Annotated in this window: 36 protein-coding genes; 2 read left to right on the forward strand and 34 right to left on the reverse strand. The window is 49.5% G+C overall.

Annotated features, from left to right (window positions below):
* The first annotated feature begins 104 nt into the window (after positions 1–104).
* On the forward strand, positions 105–518 hold the full coding sequence (gene mscL, locus ACU8YC_RS23745) for a large-conductance mechanosensitive channel protein MscL (protein ID WP_003031152.1): 414 nt from the start codon (positions 105–107) through the stop codon (positions 516–518).
* Here the strand turns inward: mscL and arfA are convergent.
* The 31 genes from arfA to rpsJ all read right to left on the reverse strand — a co-directional run bounded on the left by arfA (position 515) and on the right by rpsJ (position 15,352).
* Positions 515–733, reverse strand: a complete 219-nt coding sequence (gene arfA, locus ACU8YC_RS23750) for an alternative ribosome-rescue factor ArfA (RefSeq protein WP_151219980.1) — start codon at positions 731–733, stop codon at positions 515–517. The genes mscL and arfA overlap by 4 nt on opposite strands.
* A 57-nt stretch (positions 734–790) precedes the next feature.
* Positions 791–1,216, reverse strand: coding sequence for a Zn(2+)-responsive transcriptional regulator (gene zntR / locus ACU8YC_RS23755; RefSeq protein ID WP_151219981.1), 426 nt, complete (start codon positions 1,214–1,216; stop codon positions 791–793).
* 10 nt (positions 1,217–1,226) lie between these two features.
* Entirely contained in the window at positions 1,227–1,595 is a 369-nt protein-coding gene (locus ACU8YC_RS23760) for a DnaJ family domain-containing protein (protein ID WP_151219982.1), read from the reverse strand.
* A 107-nt stretch (positions 1,596–1,702) separates the two neighbouring features.
* Positions 1,703–2,086: a 50S ribosomal protein L17 gene (rplQ, locus tag ACU8YC_RS23765; protein ID WP_001216370.1), complete on the reverse strand. Its 384-nt coding sequence runs from the start codon at positions 2,084–2,086 to the stop codon at positions 1,703–1,705.
* Between the two features lie 40 nt (positions 2,087–2,126).
* Positions 2,127–3,116 carry a DNA-directed RNA polymerase subunit alpha gene (locus tag ACU8YC_RS23770; RefSeq protein WP_003031139.1) on the reverse strand — a complete coding sequence of 330 codons (990 nt, stop codon included), beginning with the start codon at positions 3,114–3,116 and terminating at the stop codon, positions 2,127–2,129.
* Positions 3,117–3,141: 25 nt separating this feature from the next.
* The gene (gene rpsD / locus ACU8YC_RS23775; RefSeq protein ID WP_003031138.1) at positions 3,142–3,762 is read right to left on the reverse strand and encodes a 30S ribosomal protein S4; all 621 of its coding nucleotides are present in this window, start codon (positions 3,760–3,762) and stop codon (positions 3,142–3,144) included.
* Positions 3,763–3,795: 33 nt separating this feature from the next.
* A complete protein-coding gene (gene rpsK, locus ACU8YC_RS23780) occupies positions 3,796–4,185 on the reverse strand; it encodes a 30S ribosomal protein S11 (RefSeq protein ID WP_003031137.1) in 390 nt (129 codons plus the stop codon).
* A 16-nt stretch (positions 4,186–4,201) separates the two neighbouring features.
* On the reverse strand, positions 4,202–4,558 hold the full coding sequence (rpsM, locus tag ACU8YC_RS23785; RefSeq protein WP_003031135.1) for a 30S ribosomal protein S13: 357 nt from the start codon (positions 4,556–4,558) through the stop codon (positions 4,202–4,204).
* Positions 4,559–4,704: 146 nt separating this feature from the next.
* Complete coding sequence (rpmJ, locus tag ACU8YC_RS23790) at positions 4,705–4,821, reverse strand: 50S ribosomal protein L36 (RefSeq protein WP_000868187.1); 117 nt, start codon at positions 4,819–4,821, stop codon at positions 4,705–4,707.
* A gap of 30 nt (positions 4,822–4,851) precedes the next feature.
* The gene (gene secY, locus ACU8YC_RS23795) at positions 4,852–6,183 is read right to left on the reverse strand and encodes a preprotein translocase subunit SecY (RefSeq protein WP_001118864.1); all 1,332 of its coding nucleotides are present in this window, start codon (positions 6,181–6,183) and stop codon (positions 4,852–4,854) included.
* A gap of 7 nt (positions 6,184–6,190) precedes the next feature.
* Positions 6,191–6,625: a 50S ribosomal protein L15 gene (gene rplO / locus ACU8YC_RS23800; protein ID WP_003031132.1), complete on the reverse strand. Its 435-nt coding sequence runs from the start codon at positions 6,623–6,625 to the stop codon at positions 6,191–6,193.
* 3 nt (positions 6,626–6,628) lie between these two features.
* The gene (gene rpmD / locus ACU8YC_RS23805) at positions 6,629–6,808 is read right to left on the reverse strand and encodes a 50S ribosomal protein L30 (RefSeq protein ID WP_001140434.1); all 180 of its coding nucleotides are present in this window, start codon (positions 6,806–6,808) and stop codon (positions 6,629–6,631) included.
* Between the two features lie 3 nt (positions 6,809–6,811).
* On the reverse strand, positions 6,812–7,315 hold the full coding sequence (rpsE, locus tag ACU8YC_RS23810) for a 30S ribosomal protein S5 (RefSeq protein ID WP_003031131.1): 504 nt from the start codon (positions 7,313–7,315) through the stop codon (positions 6,812–6,814).
* Between the two features lie 14 nt (positions 7,316–7,329).
* Entirely contained in the window at positions 7,330–7,683 is a 354-nt protein-coding gene (rplR, locus tag ACU8YC_RS23815; protein ID WP_000358960.1) for a 50S ribosomal protein L18, read from the reverse strand.
* A gap of 9 nt (positions 7,684–7,692) precedes the next feature.
* The gene (gene rplF / locus ACU8YC_RS23820; RefSeq protein ID WP_003031129.1) at positions 7,693–8,226 is read right to left on the reverse strand and encodes a 50S ribosomal protein L6; all 534 of its coding nucleotides are present in this window, start codon (positions 8,224–8,226) and stop codon (positions 7,693–7,695) included.
* Positions 8,227–8,238: 12 nt separating this feature from the next.
* Positions 8,239–8,631: a 30S ribosomal protein S8 gene (rpsH, locus tag ACU8YC_RS23825; RefSeq protein ID WP_003031127.1), complete on the reverse strand. Its 393-nt coding sequence runs from the start codon at positions 8,629–8,631 to the stop codon at positions 8,239–8,241.
* Between the two features lie 30 nt (positions 8,632–8,661).
* Positions 8,662–8,967: a 30S ribosomal protein S14 gene (rpsN, locus tag ACU8YC_RS23830; RefSeq protein WP_003031125.1), complete on the reverse strand. Its 306-nt coding sequence runs from the start codon at positions 8,965–8,967 to the stop codon at positions 8,662–8,664.
* A gap of 14 nt (positions 8,968–8,981) precedes the next feature.
* Positions 8,982–9,521, reverse strand: a complete 540-nt coding sequence (gene rplE / locus ACU8YC_RS23835; protein WP_003031123.1) for a 50S ribosomal protein L5 — start codon at positions 9,519–9,521, stop codon at positions 8,982–8,984.
* 14 nt (positions 9,522–9,535) lie between these two features.
* Positions 9,536–9,850, reverse strand: coding sequence for a 50S ribosomal protein L24 (gene rplX / locus ACU8YC_RS23840; protein WP_003031122.1), 315 nt, complete (start codon positions 9,848–9,850; stop codon positions 9,536–9,538).
* Between the two features lie 10 nt (positions 9,851–9,860).
* A complete protein-coding gene (rplN, locus tag ACU8YC_RS23845) occupies positions 9,861–10,232 on the reverse strand; it encodes a 50S ribosomal protein L14 (RefSeq protein WP_000613954.1) in 372 nt (123 codons plus the stop codon).
* A 163-nt stretch (positions 10,233–10,395) separates the two neighbouring features.
* On the reverse strand, positions 10,396–10,650 hold the full coding sequence (rpsQ, locus tag ACU8YC_RS23850; RefSeq protein ID WP_003031120.1) for a 30S ribosomal protein S17: 255 nt from the start codon (positions 10,648–10,650) through the stop codon (positions 10,396–10,398).
* On the reverse strand, positions 10,650–10,841 hold the full coding sequence (gene rpmC / locus ACU8YC_RS23855) for a 50S ribosomal protein L29 (protein WP_000644742.1): 192 nt from the start codon (positions 10,839–10,841) through the stop codon (positions 10,650–10,652). Before rpmC ends, rpsQ begins: the two co-directional genes overlap by 1 nt.
* Positions 10,841–11,251 carry a 50S ribosomal protein L16 gene (rplP, locus tag ACU8YC_RS23860; protein ID WP_000941208.1) on the reverse strand — a complete coding sequence of 137 codons (411 nt, stop codon included), beginning with the start codon at positions 11,249–11,251 and terminating at the stop codon, positions 10,841–10,843. The genes rpmC and rplP overlap by 1 nt, the downstream gene beginning before the upstream one ends.
* Before the next feature lie 12 nt (positions 11,252–11,263).
* Entirely contained in the window at positions 11,264–11,965 is a 702-nt protein-coding gene (gene rpsC, locus ACU8YC_RS23865; protein ID WP_000529945.1) for a 30S ribosomal protein S3, read from the reverse strand.
* Positions 11,966–11,982: 17 nt separating this feature from the next.
* Positions 11,983–12,315 carry a 50S ribosomal protein L22 gene (gene rplV / locus ACU8YC_RS23870; RefSeq protein ID WP_000448832.1) on the reverse strand — a complete coding sequence of 111 codons (333 nt, stop codon included), beginning with the start codon at positions 12,313–12,315 and terminating at the stop codon, positions 11,983–11,985.
* 14 nt (positions 12,316–12,329) lie between these two features.
* Entirely contained in the window at positions 12,330–12,608 is a 279-nt protein-coding gene (gene rpsS, locus ACU8YC_RS23875) for a 30S ribosomal protein S19 (RefSeq protein ID WP_001138115.1), read from the reverse strand.
* A 16-nt stretch (positions 12,609–12,624) separates the two neighbouring features.
* On the reverse strand, positions 12,625–13,446 hold the full coding sequence (gene rplB / locus ACU8YC_RS23880) for a 50S ribosomal protein L2 (protein WP_000301869.1): 822 nt from the start codon (positions 13,444–13,446) through the stop codon (positions 12,625–12,627).
* Between the two features lie 17 nt (positions 13,447–13,463).
* Positions 13,464–13,766, reverse strand: a complete 303-nt coding sequence (gene rplW, locus ACU8YC_RS23885) for a 50S ribosomal protein L23 (RefSeq protein WP_000617546.1) — start codon at positions 13,764–13,766, stop codon at positions 13,464–13,466.
* The gene (gene rplD, locus ACU8YC_RS23890) at positions 13,763–14,368 is read right to left on the reverse strand and encodes a 50S ribosomal protein L4 (RefSeq protein ID WP_003031119.1); all 606 of its coding nucleotides are present in this window, start codon (positions 14,366–14,368) and stop codon (positions 13,763–13,765) included. The genes rplW and rplD overlap by 4 nt, the downstream gene beginning before the upstream one ends.
* A 10-nt stretch (positions 14,369–14,378) precedes the next feature.
* Complete coding sequence (gene rplC, locus ACU8YC_RS23895; protein ID WP_003031117.1) at positions 14,379–15,008, reverse strand: 50S ribosomal protein L3; 630 nt, start codon at positions 15,006–15,008, stop codon at positions 14,379–14,381.
* Positions 15,009–15,040: 32 nt separating this feature from the next.
* Complete coding sequence (gene rpsJ, locus ACU8YC_RS23900) at positions 15,041–15,352, reverse strand: 30S ribosomal protein S10 (protein WP_001181005.1); 312 nt, start codon at positions 15,350–15,352, stop codon at positions 15,041–15,043.
* Between the two features lie 375 nt (positions 15,353–15,727).
* Between rpsJ and ACU8YC_RS23905 the strand changes: the two genes are divergently transcribed.
* Positions 15,728–16,195 (forward strand): prepilin peptidase, encoded by a 468-nt coding sequence (locus ACU8YC_RS23905; protein WP_151224112.1) that lies wholly within the window; start codon positions 15,728–15,730, stop codon positions 16,193–16,195.
* On the opposite strand, the gene bfr is transcribed toward ACU8YC_RS23905, so the two are convergent.
* From bfr to ACU8YC_RS23920, 3 genes are all read right to left on the reverse strand, one after another.
* The gene (bfr, locus tag ACU8YC_RS23910) at positions 16,192–16,668 is read right to left on the reverse strand and encodes a bacterioferritin (RefSeq protein WP_003031113.1); all 477 of its coding nucleotides are present in this window, start codon (positions 16,666–16,668) and stop codon (positions 16,192–16,194) included. The two genes, ACU8YC_RS23905 and bfr, sit on opposite strands and share 4 nt — an antisense overlap.
* A 71-nt stretch (positions 16,669–16,739) precedes the next feature.
* Positions 16,740–16,934, reverse strand: a complete 195-nt coding sequence (gene bfd, locus ACU8YC_RS23915) for a bacterioferritin-associated ferredoxin (protein WP_003031111.1) — start codon at positions 16,932–16,934, stop codon at positions 16,740–16,742.
* Positions 16,935–17,119: 185 nt separating this feature from the next.
* On the reverse strand, positions 17,120–17,262 hold a 143-nt coding region (locus tag ACU8YC_RS23920), incomplete at its 5' end, for an EF-Tu C-terminal domain-related protein (RefSeq protein WP_446661267.1).

Raw genomic sequence — 17,262 nt, forward strand, 5'->3', positions numbered from 1 at the left:
TTTATTTATCAGGGTCTAATAAATTTTCCTTTGAGCAATACATAAATGGAAATTGCCTAAACATTTGTTAAACTTATAAACGTCAGCTGCATAGGGAGAATAAAATGAGCATTATTAAAGAATTTCGCGAATTCGCGATGCGCGGGAATGTTGTCGATTTGGCAGTGGGTGTCATTATTGGTGCGGCATTTGGTAAGATCGTTTCATCACTGGTTGCTGATATCATCATGCCGCCGCTTGGGTTGTTAATTGGTGGCATCGATTTTAAACAGTTTGCTTTAACGCTACGTGATGCACAGGGAGATATCCCAGCGGTTGTCATGCATTACGGTGTATTTATTCAGAACGTCTTTGATTTCATTATTGTTGCGTTTGCTATTTTTATGGCAATCAAGCTAATCAACAAACTGAACCGTAAAAAAGCGGAAGAGCCGGCAGCACCGCCTGCTCCATCGAAAGAAGAAGTATTGCTGAGTGAAATTCGTGACCTGCTGAAAGAACAAAATAATCGTTCTTAAGCACTCACTGAAACCAGAAGGCCAGTGGTAAAAAAGTGATTCACTTTCTTGCCACTGGCCTCCCAGTTACCCCGATTACCATGTTTACCTTTACGCAGATAACTTCCTTTCCCTTTCTTATTTTTCTCAATGCGCTGTCTGAACAGTGGGTCATGCAGAAGCGCCTCAATGGCGTTGTCCTTTATCTGCCCTTTGGTGTGCTGATAACGACTCATATTATCTCCAGTTTGTAATAGTTTACGCCGCGAGTGTAGACCTGGTCGTTCAATAAATCAACAACCTGATGTAGTTCCGCTGGCGCCTTGCTCAAGAGCTTCAAGGATAGAGCAGTAAACGCTGCTGTGCGCCTTGCCACAACATGCATCATTCAATCGCTGAAGCGATCGTTGCATCGCCTGAAGCTCCGCTATTCGCGCTTCAACCTCCTGCAATCTTTCCTGGACGATCCCTTTTGATTCCTGACAGGTATGGTGTTCAGGATCGATTCGGATCGAAAGTAGCTCGCGGATCGATTCCAGAGTGAAACCAAGCTGACGGGCATAACGAATAAACTTCAGACGCTGAAGATCGCTTTCCGTATAGAGGCGAAACCCACCTTCTGTACGTATTTCATGTTCCATCATCTGCTGCTTTTCATAGTAGCGGATGGTATCAGGCGTTACGTCAGCCAGTTTCGCTAATTCACCAATACGGTACATGCTCTCTCCGCTATTCGTCGTTGACCTTATGTAGCAGCTTATCTGCGTATTCACCGTGTAAAAACTCAGTGCTAAGTCCAGCCTGTTGAAGTTTAAGTTCCAGTAGTGACAGTCTTCGGCTCACCTCCTGATAACCAGGATCATCTTTGCGGATCCCTGTGAGTAATTCAAGCAGCTGTATTGCCTCTCTGCGCTGCTCAAGCTCAGGAGGAAGACAGCCTGCATTTTTTAATAAACGGAATCCAGCTCGCAGTTCCAGTGGAACATGGGAATCGTCATCAAGAACCAACGGCTTACCTGTACCAGGTAAACGGTCAAACTCACCTTTAGACTGTGCATCAATAATATGCCGCTCTGCCCACTGGTCCAGTAACCACATACAACACTCCAGGGGATGAACAAAAAGAGTACTGATATTGTAGATAAGCGGGGATATGACGGATATAAAAAAACCCGCCGAAGCGGGTTTTTTTACGTTACTACAGATTACTCTGCAGCAGCTTCTGTTTTCTCTGAACGATCAACCAGCTCGATGTATGCCATCGGCGCGTTGTCGCCTGCACGGAAACCACACTTCAGAATGCGAGTGTAACCACCGGCGCGGCTCGCGAAACGCGGGCCCAGTTCGTTAAACAGTTTTGCCACGATCTCGTTATCACGAGTACGGGCGAATGCCAGACGACGATTAGCTACGCTATCAGTCTTGGCAAGAGTAATCAGCGGCTCAACTACGCGACGCAGCTCTTTCGCTTTCGGCAGAGTCGTCTTGATGATTTCATGACGAACCAGTGAACCTGCCATATTGCGGAACATAGCCTGGCGATGGCTGCTGTTGCGGTTCAGTTGACGACCACTCTTACGATGGCGCATGACCTTATCCTTCTCAGTAAAACCTTAACCTGTGATCCGGTTACTCGTCAGCGATGCTTGCCGGTGGCCAGTTTTCCAGGCGCATGCCCAGAGACAGTCCACGGGAAGCCAGCACGTCTTTAATCTCAGTAAGAGATTTTTTACCAAGGTTAGGCGTCTTAAGAAGCTCAACCTCAGTACGCTGTACCAGATCACCGATATAGTGGATAGCTTCTGCTTTGAGGCAGTTAGCAGAGCGGACAGTCAATTCCAGATCGTCAACAGGGCGCAGCAGGATCGGATCGAATTCTGGTTTCTCTTCTTTAACTTCCGGCTGACGTACATCACGTAAGTCAACGAAAGCTTCAAGTTGTTCAGCCAGAATGGTTGCCGCACGACGAATCGCCTCTTCAGGATCGATTGTGCCGTTGGTTTCCATTTCGATGACCAGCTTGTCCAGGTCGGTACGCTGTTCTACACGCGCTGCTTCAACATTGTAGGCAATACGCTCTACAGGGCTGTAGCATGCGTCGACCAGCAGACGGCCGATTGGGCGCTCATCTTCTTCCGAATGAATTCGGGTAGAAGCCGGCACATAACCACGACCGCGCTGAACTTTGATGCGCATGCTAATAGATGCGTTCTCATCGGTCAGGTGGCAGATCACGTGCTGTGGCTTGACGATTTCGACATCACCATCATGGGTAATGTCGGCTGCAGTCACAGGGCCAATGCCAGATTTATTCAAGGTAAGAATAACGTCATCTTTACCCTGAACTCTCACCGCCAGCCCTTTCAGGTTGAGCAGGATTTCCAGGATATCTTCCTGAACGCCTTCTTTGGTGCTGTACTCATGTAGTACACCATCAATCTCAACCTCGGTCACCGCGCAACCCGGCATCGATGAGAGCAGAATACGGCGCAGTGCGTTACCCAAAGTATGGCCAAAGCCACGCTCTAAAGGCTCAAGGGTCACCTTGGCGTGCGTCGAACTCACTTGCTCGATATCTACCAGGCGCGGTTTTAGAAACTCTGTCACAGAACCCTGCATTGTGTCCTCTCTTTGGTACTAAGCTTTACTTGGAGTAAAGCTCGACGATCAGGTGTTCGTTAATGTCCGCAGACAGATCAGAACGCTCCGGCTTACGCTTGAACGTACCTTCCATCTTGCCAGCATCAACTTCCAGCCAGGTTGGCTTTTCACGCTGCTCAGCCAGCTCCAGAGCGGCTTTCACGCGAGACTGCTTCTTCGCTTTCTCACGAATGCTAACAACGTCATTCGGACTAACCTGATAAGAAGCGATGTTAACAACACGACCGTTTACCATAATTGCTTTATGGCTGACCAGCTGACGTGCTTCTGCACGAGTGGCACCGAAGCCCATACGGTATACAACGTTGTCCAGACGACCTTCCAGCAGACCCAACAGGTTTTCACCGGTGTTGCCTTTCAGACGTGCTGCTTCTTTGTAGTAGTTACGGAACTGACGCTCCAGCACACCGTAGATACGGCGAACTTTTTGCTTTTCACGCAACTGCACACCATAGTCAGACAGACGCGGTTTACGCGCACCGTGCTGGCCAGGAGCTTGTTCAATTTTACACTTGGTATCGATCGCGCGAACGCCAGACTTAAGGAATAAGTCAGTGCCCTCACGACGGCTCAGCTTGAGCTTAGGACCCAAATATCTTGCCATTTTCTTTCTCCAACAATCCTAGAAACGACAGCGTTATACGCGACGTTTTTTCGGCGGACGACAACCGTTATGAGGGATCGGAGTCACATCAGTAATATTAGTGATGCGGAAACCAGCGGCGTTCAGAGCACGAACAGTAGATTCGCGACCTGGACCCGGTCCTTTGACCATAACTTCCAGATTCTTGATACCGTATTCTTTTACGGCTTCAGCGCAACGCTCTGCTGCAACCTGAGCTGCAAACGGAGTGGATTTGCGAGAACCACGGAAACCGGAACCACCGGCTGTTGCCCAACCCAGTGCGTTACCCTGACGATCAGTGATGGTAACGATGGTGTTGTTAAAAGAAGCATGGATATGAGCCACGCCGTCAGAGACTTGTTTTCTTACACGTTTACGTGCACGAATTGGTGCCTTTGCCATTATTCAATCACCCCGATTATTTCTTGATCGGTTTGCGCGGACCCTTACGGGTACGTGCGTTGGTCTTGGTACGCTGACCGCGAACCGGGAGACCACGACGATGACGCAAACCGCGATAGCAACCAAGGTCCATAAGGCGCTTGATGCTCATGCTAACTTCACGGCGCAGATCACCTTCAACGACAAATTTGGCAACTTCGTCACGCAGCGTGTCGATTTGTTCTTCAGACAGCTCACTGATCTTAACATCTTCAGCGATACCCGCGGCAGCCAGAATGGCTTTAGAACGGGTCTTGCCGACGCCGTAGATCGAAGTTAATGCGATCACAGCATGTTTCTGATCAGGAATGTTAATGCCTGCTATACGGGCCACTATGCACTCCTACTATTTAATATGTACGCACCATGCTGAAAAGCCCGTTTTCAGGATACTCAAATGGAAACGCACAGACATACAAAAGATTGGCTGGCTAATCTAGCCAGCTCAACCCAACTTTGCAAGAAAAATATGCGAATAAATCAGCCTTGGCGCTGTTTATGCTTCGGCTCGGCACTGCAAATCACACGGATGACACCATCACGCTTAACGATTTTGCAGTTACGGCATAATTTCTTGACGGAAGCACGAACTTTCATTTTTACTCTCCGTAACTTCTCGGGCGACTGTTAACGGCCGTAGCCTTTCAGATTCGCCTTCTTCAATGCAGACTCGTACTGACTTGACATCATCAGAGTTTGCACTTGAGCCATAAAGTCCATAATCACGACAACAACGATAAGCAGTGAGGTCCCACCGAAGTAGAACGGTACTTTCATTGCATCACGCATGAACTCCGGGATCAGGCAGATAAAGGTAATGTAGAGCGCACCAACCAAAGTCAGGCGGGTCATTACTTTATCGATATACTTCGCCGTTTGCTCTCCCGGACGAATTCCTGGTACAAATGCACCGGACTTCTTCAGGTTATCTGCTGTTTCACGCGGGTTGAAAACCAACGCCGTGTAGAAGAAACAGAAGAATATGATTGCAGACGCATAGAGTAACACATAAAGCGGTTGCCCAGGCTGCAAATACAGCGAAATTGTTGTCAGCCAGTTCCAACCCGTCCCGCCCCCGAACCATGACGCGATGGTCGCCGGGAACAGAATAATACTGGAAGCGAAGATTGCTGGGATTACCCCCGCCATATTCACTTTCAGCGGTAAATGTGTGCTCTGTGCAGCATAGACACGACGACCTTGCTGACGTTTCGCGTAGTTTACCACAATGCGGCGTTGACCACGCTCAACAAATACAACAAAGAACGTCACTGCGAATACTAATACTGCAACCAACAGCAACACGAGGAAGTGCAGGTCGCCTTGACGCGCTTGCTCGATAGTATGGGCAATGGCTGGCGGGAGTCCCGCGACAATACCGGCGAAGATAATGATTGAGATACCGTTGCCGATACCACGTTCAGTAATCTGTTCACCCAACCACATCAGGAACATCGTCCCTGTAACCAGACTTACAACAGCGGTGAAATAGAATGCAAAGCCTGGGTTCATCACCAGGCCCTGCATACCAGGCATATTCGGCAGACCGGTAGCAATACCGATCGACTGGAATATCGCCAGCACCAGAGTACCGTAGCGGGTGTACTGGCTGATCTTACGACGACCAGACTCCCCTTCTTTCTTAATTTCTGCCAGCGTTGGATGAACCACCGTCAGCAGCTGGATAATGATCGACGCCGAAATATACGGCATGATCCCCAGAGCAAAGATAGAAGCACGGCTGAGAGCACCACCAGAGAACATGTTAAACATTTCAATGATGGTGCCTCGCTGTTGCTCAAGCAGTTTGGCAAGTACAGCGGCATCAATACCAGGGATCGGAATGAAAGAGCCAATACGGAACACAATCAGCGCGCCGATTACAAACAGCAGTCTGCGTTTCAGCTCGCCTAAGCCACCTTTGGCACTTTGAAAATCTAATCCCGGTTGTTTAGCCATCTGCTACTTATTCCTCGATTTTACCGCCAGCAGCTTCGATAGCAGCACGAGCGCCTTTAGTAACACGCAGGCCACGAACAGTTACCGGAGTAGTGACTTCACCAGCCAGGATCACTTTCGCGAACTCGATCTGGATACCGATAATGTTAGCTGCTTTCAGCGTGTTCAGGTCTACAACACCGCCTTCAACTTTAGCCAGGTCAGACAGACGAACTTCGGCTGTAATCGCTGCTTTACGTGAAGTGAAGCCGAATTTCGGCAGACGACGGTACAGAGGCATCTGGCCACCCTCGAAACCGCGACGTACGCCACCGCCAGAACGAGACTTCTGACCTTTGTGACCACGACCACCGGTTTTACCGAGGCCAGAACCGATACCACGACCCAGGCGGCGAGCCGCTTTTTTAGAGCCTTCGGCCGGAGACAGAGTATTTAAACGCATCTCTTACTCCTCAACTTTAACCATGAAGGAAACCGCGTTGACCATACCACGAACGGCAGGAGTATCCTCGCGCTCTACGGTGTGACCAATACGACGCAGACCCAGGCCAAGCAGCGTTGCCTTGTGTTTCGGCAGACGACCGATTGCACTGCGGGTTTGAGTAATTTTAATAGTCTTTGCCATGGTTTATTTCCCCAGAATTTCTTCAACGGATTTACCACGCTTGGCAGCGACCATTTCCGGAGATTTCATATTTTCCAGACCATCGATAGTTGCACGAACCACGTTAATCGGGTTAGTGGAACCATACGCTTTAGCCAGAACGTTACGAACTCCAGCGACTTCCAGAACGGCGCGCATTGCACCACCGGCGATGATACCGGTACCTTCGGAAGCCGGCTGCATGAATACACGAGAACCCGTGTGAGTACCCTTAACCGGGTGCTGCAGGGTGCCGTGGTTCAGCGCGACGTTAATCATATTGCGACGGGCTTTTTCCATCGCTTTCTGGATCGCTGCTGGAACTTCACGCGCTTTACCGTAACCAAAACCAACGCGACCGTTACCATCACCAACTACAGTCAGAGCTGTGAAGGAGAAAATACGACCACCTTTAACGGTTTTAGATACGCGGTTAACCGCGATCAGCTTTTCCTGCAGTTCGCCAGCTTGTTTTTCGATGTGAGCCATCTTACACCTCTACCTTAGAACTGAAGGCCAGCTTCACGGGCAGCATCTGCCAGTGCCTGGACACGACCATGATATTGGAACCCGGAACGGTCAAAAGAAACATCTTTGATGCCTTTTTCCAGAGCGCGTTCAGCAACAGCTTTACCTACAGCTGCAGCAGCGTCTTTGTTACCGGTGTACTTCAATTGTTCAGCGATAGCTTTTTCTACAGTAGAAGCAGCTACCAGAACTTCAGAACCGTTCGGTGCAATTACCTGTGCGTAAATATGACGCGGGGTACGATGTACCACCAGGCGAGTTGCACCCAGCTCCTGGAGCTTGCGGCGTGCGCGGGTCGCACGACGGATACGAGCAGATTTCTTATCCATAGTGTTACCTTACTTCTTCTTAGCCTCTTTGGTACGCACGACTTCGTCGGCGTAACGAACACCCTTGCCTTTATAAGGCTCAGGACGACGGTAGGCGCGCAGATCTGCTGCAACCTGACCGATCAGCTGTTTATCAGCGCCTTTCAGCACGATTTCAGTCTGAGACGGACATTCTGCAGTGATACCCGCAGGCAGCTGATGGTCAACTGGGTGAGAGAAACCTAAAGCCAGGTTTACTACATTCCCTTTAACCGCTGCACGATAACCTACACCAACCAGCTGAAGCTTCTTAGTGAAGCCTTCGGTAACACCGACAACCATTGCATTCAGCAGGGCACGCGCGGTACCAGCCTGAGCCCATCCATCTGCGTAACCATCACGCGGACCGAAGGTCAGTGCATTATCTGCATGATTTACTGCAACAGCATCGTTGAGAGTACGAGTCAGCTCGCCGTTTTTACCTTTGATCGTAATAACCTGACCGTTGATTTTTACATCAACGCCGGCAGGAATAACGACCGGTGCTTTAGCAACACGAGACATTTTTTCCTCCGATTAGGCTACGTAGCAGATAATTTCGCCACCAAGACCAGCCTGGCGCGCTGCACGATCAGTCATAACACCTTTAGAGGTAGAAACAACTGCGATACCCATGCCAGCCATAACTTTCGGCAGCTCGTCTTTACGCTTATAAATGCGCAGACCTGGGCGACTGACACGCTGAATGCTTTCTACAACAGCTTTACCCTGGAAATACTTGAGAGTAAGTTCCAGTTCCGGCTTGGTGTCGCCTTCAACTTTAAAATCTTCAATAAAACCTTCTTCCTTCAGCACGTTGGCAATTGCCACTTTCAGCTTGGAGGAAGGCATGGTGACCGCAGCTTTATTCGCGGCCTGACCGTTACGGATACGGGTCAGCATATCCGCGATCGGATCTTGCATGCTCATCTGTCTTTACTCCCGTGATTCAATTGGTAATTACCAGCTAGCCTTTTTCAAGCCTGGTACTTCACCGCGCATGGCGGCTTCACGCAGTTTGATACGGCTCAACCCGAACTTGCCCACATAGCCATGCGGACGACCTGTTTGACGGCAGCGGTTACGCTGACGGGACGGGCTGGAATCACGCGGCAGAGACTGCAGCTTGAGAACTGCGTTCCAACGATCTTCGTCGGTCGCGTTCACATCAGAGATAATAGCTTTCAGTTCAGCGCGTTTTGCGAAGTACTTATCAGCTAAAGCTACGCGCTTTACTTCGCGTGCTTTCATTGATTGCTTAGCCATTCAGTAACCCTACCTTACTTGCGGAACGGGAAGTCAAAGGCAGCCAGCAGAGCACGGCCTTCTTCATCAGATTTCGCAGTAGTGGTAATGGTAATATCCAAACCACGCACGCGGTCGACTTTATCGTAGTCGATTTCTGGGAAGATGATCTGCTCACGGACACCCATGCTGTAGTTACCACGACCGTCGAAAGACTTAGCGGACAAGCCACGGAAGTCACGGATACGTGGAACAGCAATAGTGATCAGGCGCTCAAAGAACTCCCACATGCGTTCGCCACGCAGAGTTACTTTACAGCCGATCGGATAGCCCTGACGGATTTTGAAGCCTGCAACTGATTTGCGTGCTTTGGTGATCAGCGGTTTTTGACCGGAGATTGCTGTCAGGTCAGCTGCTGCGTTATCCAGCAGTTTTTTGTCAGCGATCGCTTCACCAACACCCATGTTCAGGGTGATCTTCTCGACCCGAGGGACTTGCATGACAGAATTGTAGTTAAACTCAGTCATGAGTTTAGCGACTACTTCGTCTTTGTAGTAATCATGCAGTTTCGCCATCGTACTACTCCAAATTACTTGATAGTTTCGCTGTTAGATTTGAAGAAACGGACTTTTTTACCGTCTTCGAATCTAAAGCCTACACGGTCAGCCTTGCCGGTTGCCGCGTTGAAGATAGCAAGGTTAGAGATCTGAATAGCTGCTTCTTTCTCTACGATGCCGCCTGGCTGGTTCAGGGCCGGAACCGGCTTCTGATGTTTCTTAACCAGGTTAATACCTTCAACAATGACCTTGCCGGAAGACAGGACATTCTTAACTTTACCGCGTTTACCTTTATCTTTACCGGTTAACACGATAACTTCGTCATCACGACGGATCTTCGCTGCCATGATTCGCTCCTTAGAGTACTTCTGGTGCCAGAGAGATAATTTTCATGAACTTCTCGTTACGAAGTTCACGAGTTACCGGCCCAAAAATACGCGTACCGATAGGTTGCTCGCTGTTATTGTTTAAAATAACGCATGCATTACCATCGAAGCGAATGACAGAACCGTCCGGGCGACGAACACCCTTCTTGGTGCGCACCACTACCGCCTTCAGCACATCACCTTTTTTGACCTTACCACGCGGAATTGCTTCCTTGATGGTGATCTTGATGATATCGCCGACGCCTGCGTAGCGACGGTGCGAGCCACCCAGAACCTTGATACACATTACGCGACGTGCACCGGAGTTGTCGGCGACGTTCAGCATAGTCTGTTCTTGGATCATTTTAGTGCTCCGCTAATGTCAACTACTACTGAGACCCGAAAATCAGGTCGTTAAAAAAGCCCCATATCGGGGGCGCGGCATTATAACACCGCTTCAACGATATGGGTAGAAAAAATAAACGGCTCATCGCTGAGCCGTTTATTCGTTGAGAATGCCTACTGTATTACAGAACGGCTTTCTCTACAACGCGAACCAGCGTCCAGGACTTAGTCTTGGACAGCGGACGGCATTCGCGGATTTCAACCACGTCACCAGTACCGCATTCGTTGTTCTCGTCATGTACGTGCAGTTTGGTCGTACGCTTAATGAATTTACCGTAGATCGGGTGTTTCACAAAACGTTCGATAGCAACAACGATGGATTTCTCCATTTTATCGCTAACAACGCGACCTTGCAGAGTACGGATTTTATCGGTCATTACGCACCCGCCTTCTCAGTCAGTAAAGTCTTAACGCGTGCGACATCACGACGCACTTGCTTCAACAGGTGAGACTGTTGCAGCTGGCCACTTGCAGCCTGCATACGCAGGTTGAACTGCTCACGCAGCAGATTCAGCAGCTCGGTGTTCAGCTCTTCAACACTCTTCTCACGCAGCTCTTTTGCTTTCATTACATCACCGTCTTAGTTACAAAGGTGGTTTTAATCGGCAGTTTCGCTGCTGCCAGCTTGAATGCTTCACGGGCCAGCTCTTCCGGTACGCCGTCCATTTCATACAGGACTTTACCCGGCTGAATCAAGGCAACCCAATACTCTACGTTACCTTTACCTTTACCCATACGCACTGCCAGCGGCTTTTCAGTGATCGGTTTGTCCGGGAATACACGGATCCAGATCTTACCTTGACGCTTAACTGCACGGGTCATAGCACGACGTGCTGCTTCGATCTGACGGGCAGTCAGACGACCACGGCCAACAGCTTTCAGACCGAAGCTGCCGAAGCTAACATCCGCGCCAGCAGCCAGACCGCGGTTACGGCCTTTGTGCATTTTACGGAATTTTGTACGCTTTGGTTGTAACATCAGCGACGCTCCTTATTTACGGCCTTTACGCTGCTGCTTTTTAGGTTGCGCAGCCGGTTTTTCCGGTTGTTCAACAGCAGCCATACCACCCAGGATCTCGCCTTTGAAGATCCATACCTTAACGCCGATTACACCGTAAGTGGTGTGCGCTTCAGAGGTGTTGTAGTCGATGTCAGCACGCAGAGTGTGCAGCGGTACGCGACCTTCACGGTACCATTCGGTACGTGCGATTTCCGCGCCGCCCAGACGGCCGCTAACTTCAACTTTGATACCTTTAGCGCCCAGACGCATTGCGTTCTGTACAGCACGCTTCATAGCACGACGGAACATAACGCGACGTTCCAGCTGAGAAGTGATGCTGTCAGCAACCAATTTTGCGTCCAGTTCAGGCTTACGCACTTCGGCGATATTGATCTGAGCAGGAACGCCAGCAATATCCGCTACGACTTTGCGCAGTTTTTCTACGTCTTCGCCTTTCTTACCGATAACGATACCCGGGCGAGCGGTGTGAATGGTCACACGGATGCTCTTAGCCGGACGCTCGATAACGATACGAGATACAGACGCTTTAGCCAGTTCCTTAGTCAGGTACTGACGTACTTTAAAATCGCTGTCCAGGTTGTCAGCGAATTCTTTGGTGTTCGCAAACCAGGTTGAGTTCCATGGTTTTACAATACCCAGGCGAATACCATTAGGATGTACTTTCTGACCCATTGCTAGTCTCCAGAGTCTCAGCGATCGGACACAACCACAGTAATGTGGCTGGTGCGCTTCAGGATGCGATCTGCACGACCTTTTGCACGCGGCATAATGCGCTTCATGCTCGGGCCTTCGTCTACGAAAATTTTCGTAACTTTCAGATCGTCAATGTCAGCGCCATCGTTGTGTTCAGCGTTAGCAATGGCAGATTCCAGGACTTTCTTAACCAGTACAGCCGCTTTCTTATTGGTGTAGGTCAGAATATCCAGAGCCTGCGACACTTTCTTACCGCGAATCAGGTCTGCAACAAGGCGAACCTTCTGAGCAGAAGAACGAGCATGGCGATGTTGAGCTAAAGTTTCCATCTCTTCCTCCTACCTTATTTCTTCTTCGCTTTTTTATCAGCAGCGTGGCCGCGATAAGTACGAGTCGGTGCGAATTCACCCAGTTTGTGACCGACCATTTCGTCGGAAACAAATACCGGAACGTGCTGACGACCATTATGGACAGCGATGGTCAAACCGATCATGTTAGGAAAGATCGTTGAACGACGGGACCAAGTGCGCAGGGGCTTCTTGTCTCCGCTTTCCACCGCTTTCTCTACCTTCTTCAGCAAGTGCAGGTCAATAAAAGGACCTTTCTTGAGAGAACGTGGCATGGCTTATCCTCTAAAATTATTTGCTACGGCGACGTACGATGAATTTATCAGTACGCTTGTTGCTGCGGGTCTTCTTACCTTTGGTCTGAACGCCCCACGGAGTTACCGGGTGCTTACCAAAGTTACGACCTTCACCACCACCATGTGGGTGATCGACTGGGTTCATCGCAGTACCGCGAACGGTAGGACGAACACCACGCCAGCGTGCAGCACCTGCTTTACCCAGAACGCGCAGCATATGCTCAGCATTGCCAACTTCGCCCAGAGTCGCACGGCAATCTGCTTCGACTTTACGCATTTCACCAGAACGCAGACGCAGGGTGACATAAGCACCATCACGAGCAACGATCTGAACGTAAGTACCAGCGGAACGTGCCAGCTGACCGCCTTTACCTGGTTTCATTTCTACGTTATGAACGGTAGAACCAACCGGGATATTGCGCATCGGCAGGGTGTTACCTGCTTTGATTGCAGCATCAACGCCAGATTGAATCTGGTCGCCAGCTTTCAGGCCTTTAGGGGCCAGGATGTAACGGCGTTCACCGTCTTTGTACAGAACCAGCGCGATGTTCGCGGAGCGGTTCGGATCGTACTCAAGACGTTCAACAACTGCCGGGATACCGTCTTTGTTGCGTTTGAAGTCAACAATACGATAAGCCTGCTTGTGACCACCACCGATGTGACGAGTGGTGATGCGGCCATTGTTGTTACGACCACCGGATTTGCTGTTTTTTTCAACCAGCGGAGCAAAAGGTTTGCCCTTGTGCAGCTCTGGGTTGACCACTTTAACAACGTGGCGACGACCCGGAGATGTCGGTTTACATTTAACAACTGCCATTGTATTACTCCTCCGACTTACTCAGCGCCGCCGACGAAGTCCAGATTCTGGCCTTCCTTCAGGGTGACGTAAGCTTTTTTCCAGTCGCTACGACGACCGATACGCTGTCCGTGACGTTTAACTTTCCCTTTAACTACCAGGGTGTTAACGACTTCGACTTCGACTTCAAACAGTTTCTGCACAGCAGCTTTGATTTCTGCTTTGGTCGCGTCTTTAGCAACTTTGAGAACGATGGTGTTAGTTTTTTCCATCGCAGTAGACGCTTTTTCAGAAACGTGCGGTGCGCGCAGCACTTTCAGCAGACGTTCTTCACGAATCATGCCAGCATCTCCTCAACTTGCTTAACAGCATCAGCAGTCATTACGACTTTGTCGAAGGCGATCAGGCTAACCGGGTCGATACCAGTTGCATCGCGTACGTCAACCTTGTGCAGGTTGCGCGCAGCCAGGAACAGGTTTTCGTCCAGCTCACCGGTGATGATCAGCACATCTTCCAGAGCCATGTCTTTCAGTTTCTGTGCCAGCAGCTTAGTTTTAGGCGCTTCAACAGAGAATGATTCGACAACGATCAGACGATCCTGACGTACCAGTTCGGACAGAATGCTTTTCAGCGCGCCGCGGTACATCTTTTTGTTAACTTTTTGACTGTGGTCCTGTGGACGAGCAGCGAAGGTCACGCCACCTGAACGCCAGATCGGGCTCTTGATAGAACCTGAACGCGCACGGCCGGTACCTTTCTGGCGCCACGGCTTTTTGCCTGAACCAGTTACTTCAGCACGAGTCTTCTGAGCACGAGTACCCTGACGAGCACCAGCTGCATAAGCAACAACAACCTGGTGAACCAGCGCTTCGTTGAAATCACGACCGAAGGTAGTTTCGGAAACAGTCAGCGCGCTCTGCGCGTCTTTCAATACTAATTCCATTGCTATCCCCTTACGCCTTCACAGCTGGTTTAACGATCAGGTCGCAACCGGTCGCACCCGGAACACCACCTTTAACCAGCAGCAGGTTGCGCTCAGCGTCAACACGTACTACGTCCAGGCTCTGAACGGTTACACGTTCGTTGCCCAGCTGACCTGCCATTTTCTTGCCTTTGAACACTTTGCCCGGAGTCTGGTTCTGACCGATAGAACCCGGAACGCGGTGAGACAAGGAGTTACCGTGAGTAGCGTCCTGGGTACGGAAGTTCCAGCGCTTAACGGTACCAGCGAAACCTTTACCTTTAGAGGTACCGGTTACGTCAACTTTTTTAACGTCAGCAAACAGTTCAACGCTAATGTTCTGACCAACGGTGTATTCTTCACCATCTGCCAGACGGAACTCCCACAGGCCGCGGCCAGCTTCTACGCCAGCTTTAGCAAAGTGACCAGCTTCCGGCTTAGTTACACGGTTAGCTTTTTTAGCACCAGTGGTAACCTGAACAGCGCGATAGCCATCGTTAGCCAGATCTTTAACCTGAGTAACGCGGTTTGCTTCAACTTCGATAACGGTTACTGGGATAGATACGCCATCTTCAGTGAAGATGCGGGTCATACCCACTTTTTTACCGACTAAACCAATCATTGTATCAACCTCTCAATCGCTCGATGACCTGATTAACCCAGGCTGATCTGCACGTCTACACCGGCAGCCAGGTCCAGACGCATCAGAGCATCAACGGTTTTTTCAGTTGGCTCAACGATGTCAACCAGACGCTTGTGAGTACGAATCTCGTACTGATCACGCGCGTCTTTGTTAACGTGCGGGGAGATCAGAACGGTGAAACGCTCTTTGCGGGTCGGCAGCGGGATCGGACCACGAACCTGCGCACCAGTGCGCTTGGCAGTCTCGACGATTTCCGCGGTTGATTGATCGATCAGACGATGATCAAACGCTTTCAAACGGATACGGATTCTTTGGTTCTGCATGAGACCAGAGCTCCAATTATTTTATAGACGAAATAGTTACTCCTCAAACCCATTACGATTGATGGGAGAGTGTAACCGTTCTTACAGAGTTCCCCGATTGGGAACATTGTCTGGTATTGCTTTCGCAGTACCGGTGGCTCATATCGAACCGCTGTCAATATTAGACAAGCCCGCGCATTATACGTAAATCTCAGTCTTAAGCAAGTGCCGCGTAGAAATTAATCACTCGCAAATGCGAACCCCCTTCCACTCCGACTGTATGCGCTATGGCGTCGCGTGTTTTCCGTGGAAGGGAATTTACATAACTAACATCCCAGACTTGTATGGCCGCCGGTTTTACCCGAGGGTAACCTTTTTGCCGCACGAGGCTTGCCTATGTACATCGACCTCCCCTTTCTGCTGATTTATGTTTCGCTATCAGCGCTGCTCTTAGTTCAGGATTTACGTACCGGATTGTTGCCCGACAAATTTACCTGCCCGCTTTTGTGGAGCGGTCTTATTTATCATCAGTGTTGCAGACCGGCACAGTTATCCGAAGCGCTTTGGGGGGCCGTAGCAGGTTATGGTGCATTTTCACTGTTCTACTGGGGGTATCGTCTGCTATTTCGACAGGAAGGATTAGGTTTTGGTGATGTCAAATTTCTTGCCGCGCTAGGCGCATGGCATCGCTGGGAATCATTACCCCTGCTGGTTTTACTTGCCGCCGGCATGGCCTGTTGCCTCACTGGAATCACCTGCGTCTGGTGCGGGAGACAGGCGTTAAAAAACCCGCTGCCATTTGGGCCATATCTGGCGGCTGCGGGTTATGTTATTGGCGGGATAAATCTGCTACAGGGCGTTTAGTCACTGACTTTAATTTGCGACTGCAGATAATTTTGCAAGCCCAGTTTTGCAATCAGGTCCAGCTCTGTTTCGAGCCAGTCAATATGACCTTCTTCTTCAGTCAGGATCTCGATCATCATGTCCCGGCTGACATAGTCATGAACGCTATCAGCATAGGCAATGGCTTCGCGTAAATCTTTAGCACCATCGAGTTCGAGTCGAAGATCGGATTGCAGCATCTCTTCAACGTCTTCACCTATACCCAACTTACCAAGATCCTGTAAGTTTGGGAGCCCTTCCAGAAATAAAATACGCTCAATATACTTATCAGCGTGTTTCATCTCATCGATAGATTCATGGTACTCAACATCATTGAGGCGAGTCAGTCCCCAGTTTTTAAACATACGAGCATGGAGAAAATACTGGTTGATTGCGACAAGCTCATTTCCCAATAGTTTATTGAGATAATTTATGATTTTAACATCACCTTTCATTTTATAGTCCCTCCGCTTCCACTCTTAGAGCGTAGATGGGGCTACAGGGATGTCAAAAAAAAGAGTGTGACTTAGGCGATTTCTTTAAATTCTGGCATTTGTGTCAATTCATCCTGCATGACTTCGCGAGCAGCACGAATGCATTTACCACATTGATTTCCAACAGGAATAAATTTACGTAACTGCTGAAAAGACTGAGGGTGAAACTGGCGAACAGCCTGACGTATTTTTTTATCACTTATCGCATTACACAAACAAACGTACATGATCGCTCCCGTTCAATTTCTGTGCAAATTGTAAATGAGAATAGTTATGATTACAATAGCACAACGCTATTTACGCGGTGTGAGAATGAATAAAAAATGCGAATAAATATGACAATCACTAAATAGTAGGCAGCAAAAAGGGCGCCGAAGCGCCCTTTTTAAGCTCAAAGCTAATTAATCAATAATTAGCTCATTACTTTAGCAACAACGCCCGCACCAACAGTACGGCCGCCTTCACGGATTGCGAAACGCAGACCGTCGTCCATCGCGATTGGGTGGATCAGGGTAACAACCATTTTGATGTTGTCGCCCGGCATTACCATCTCAA

It is taken from the genome of Citrobacter sp. VF227, assembly GCF_052950715.1.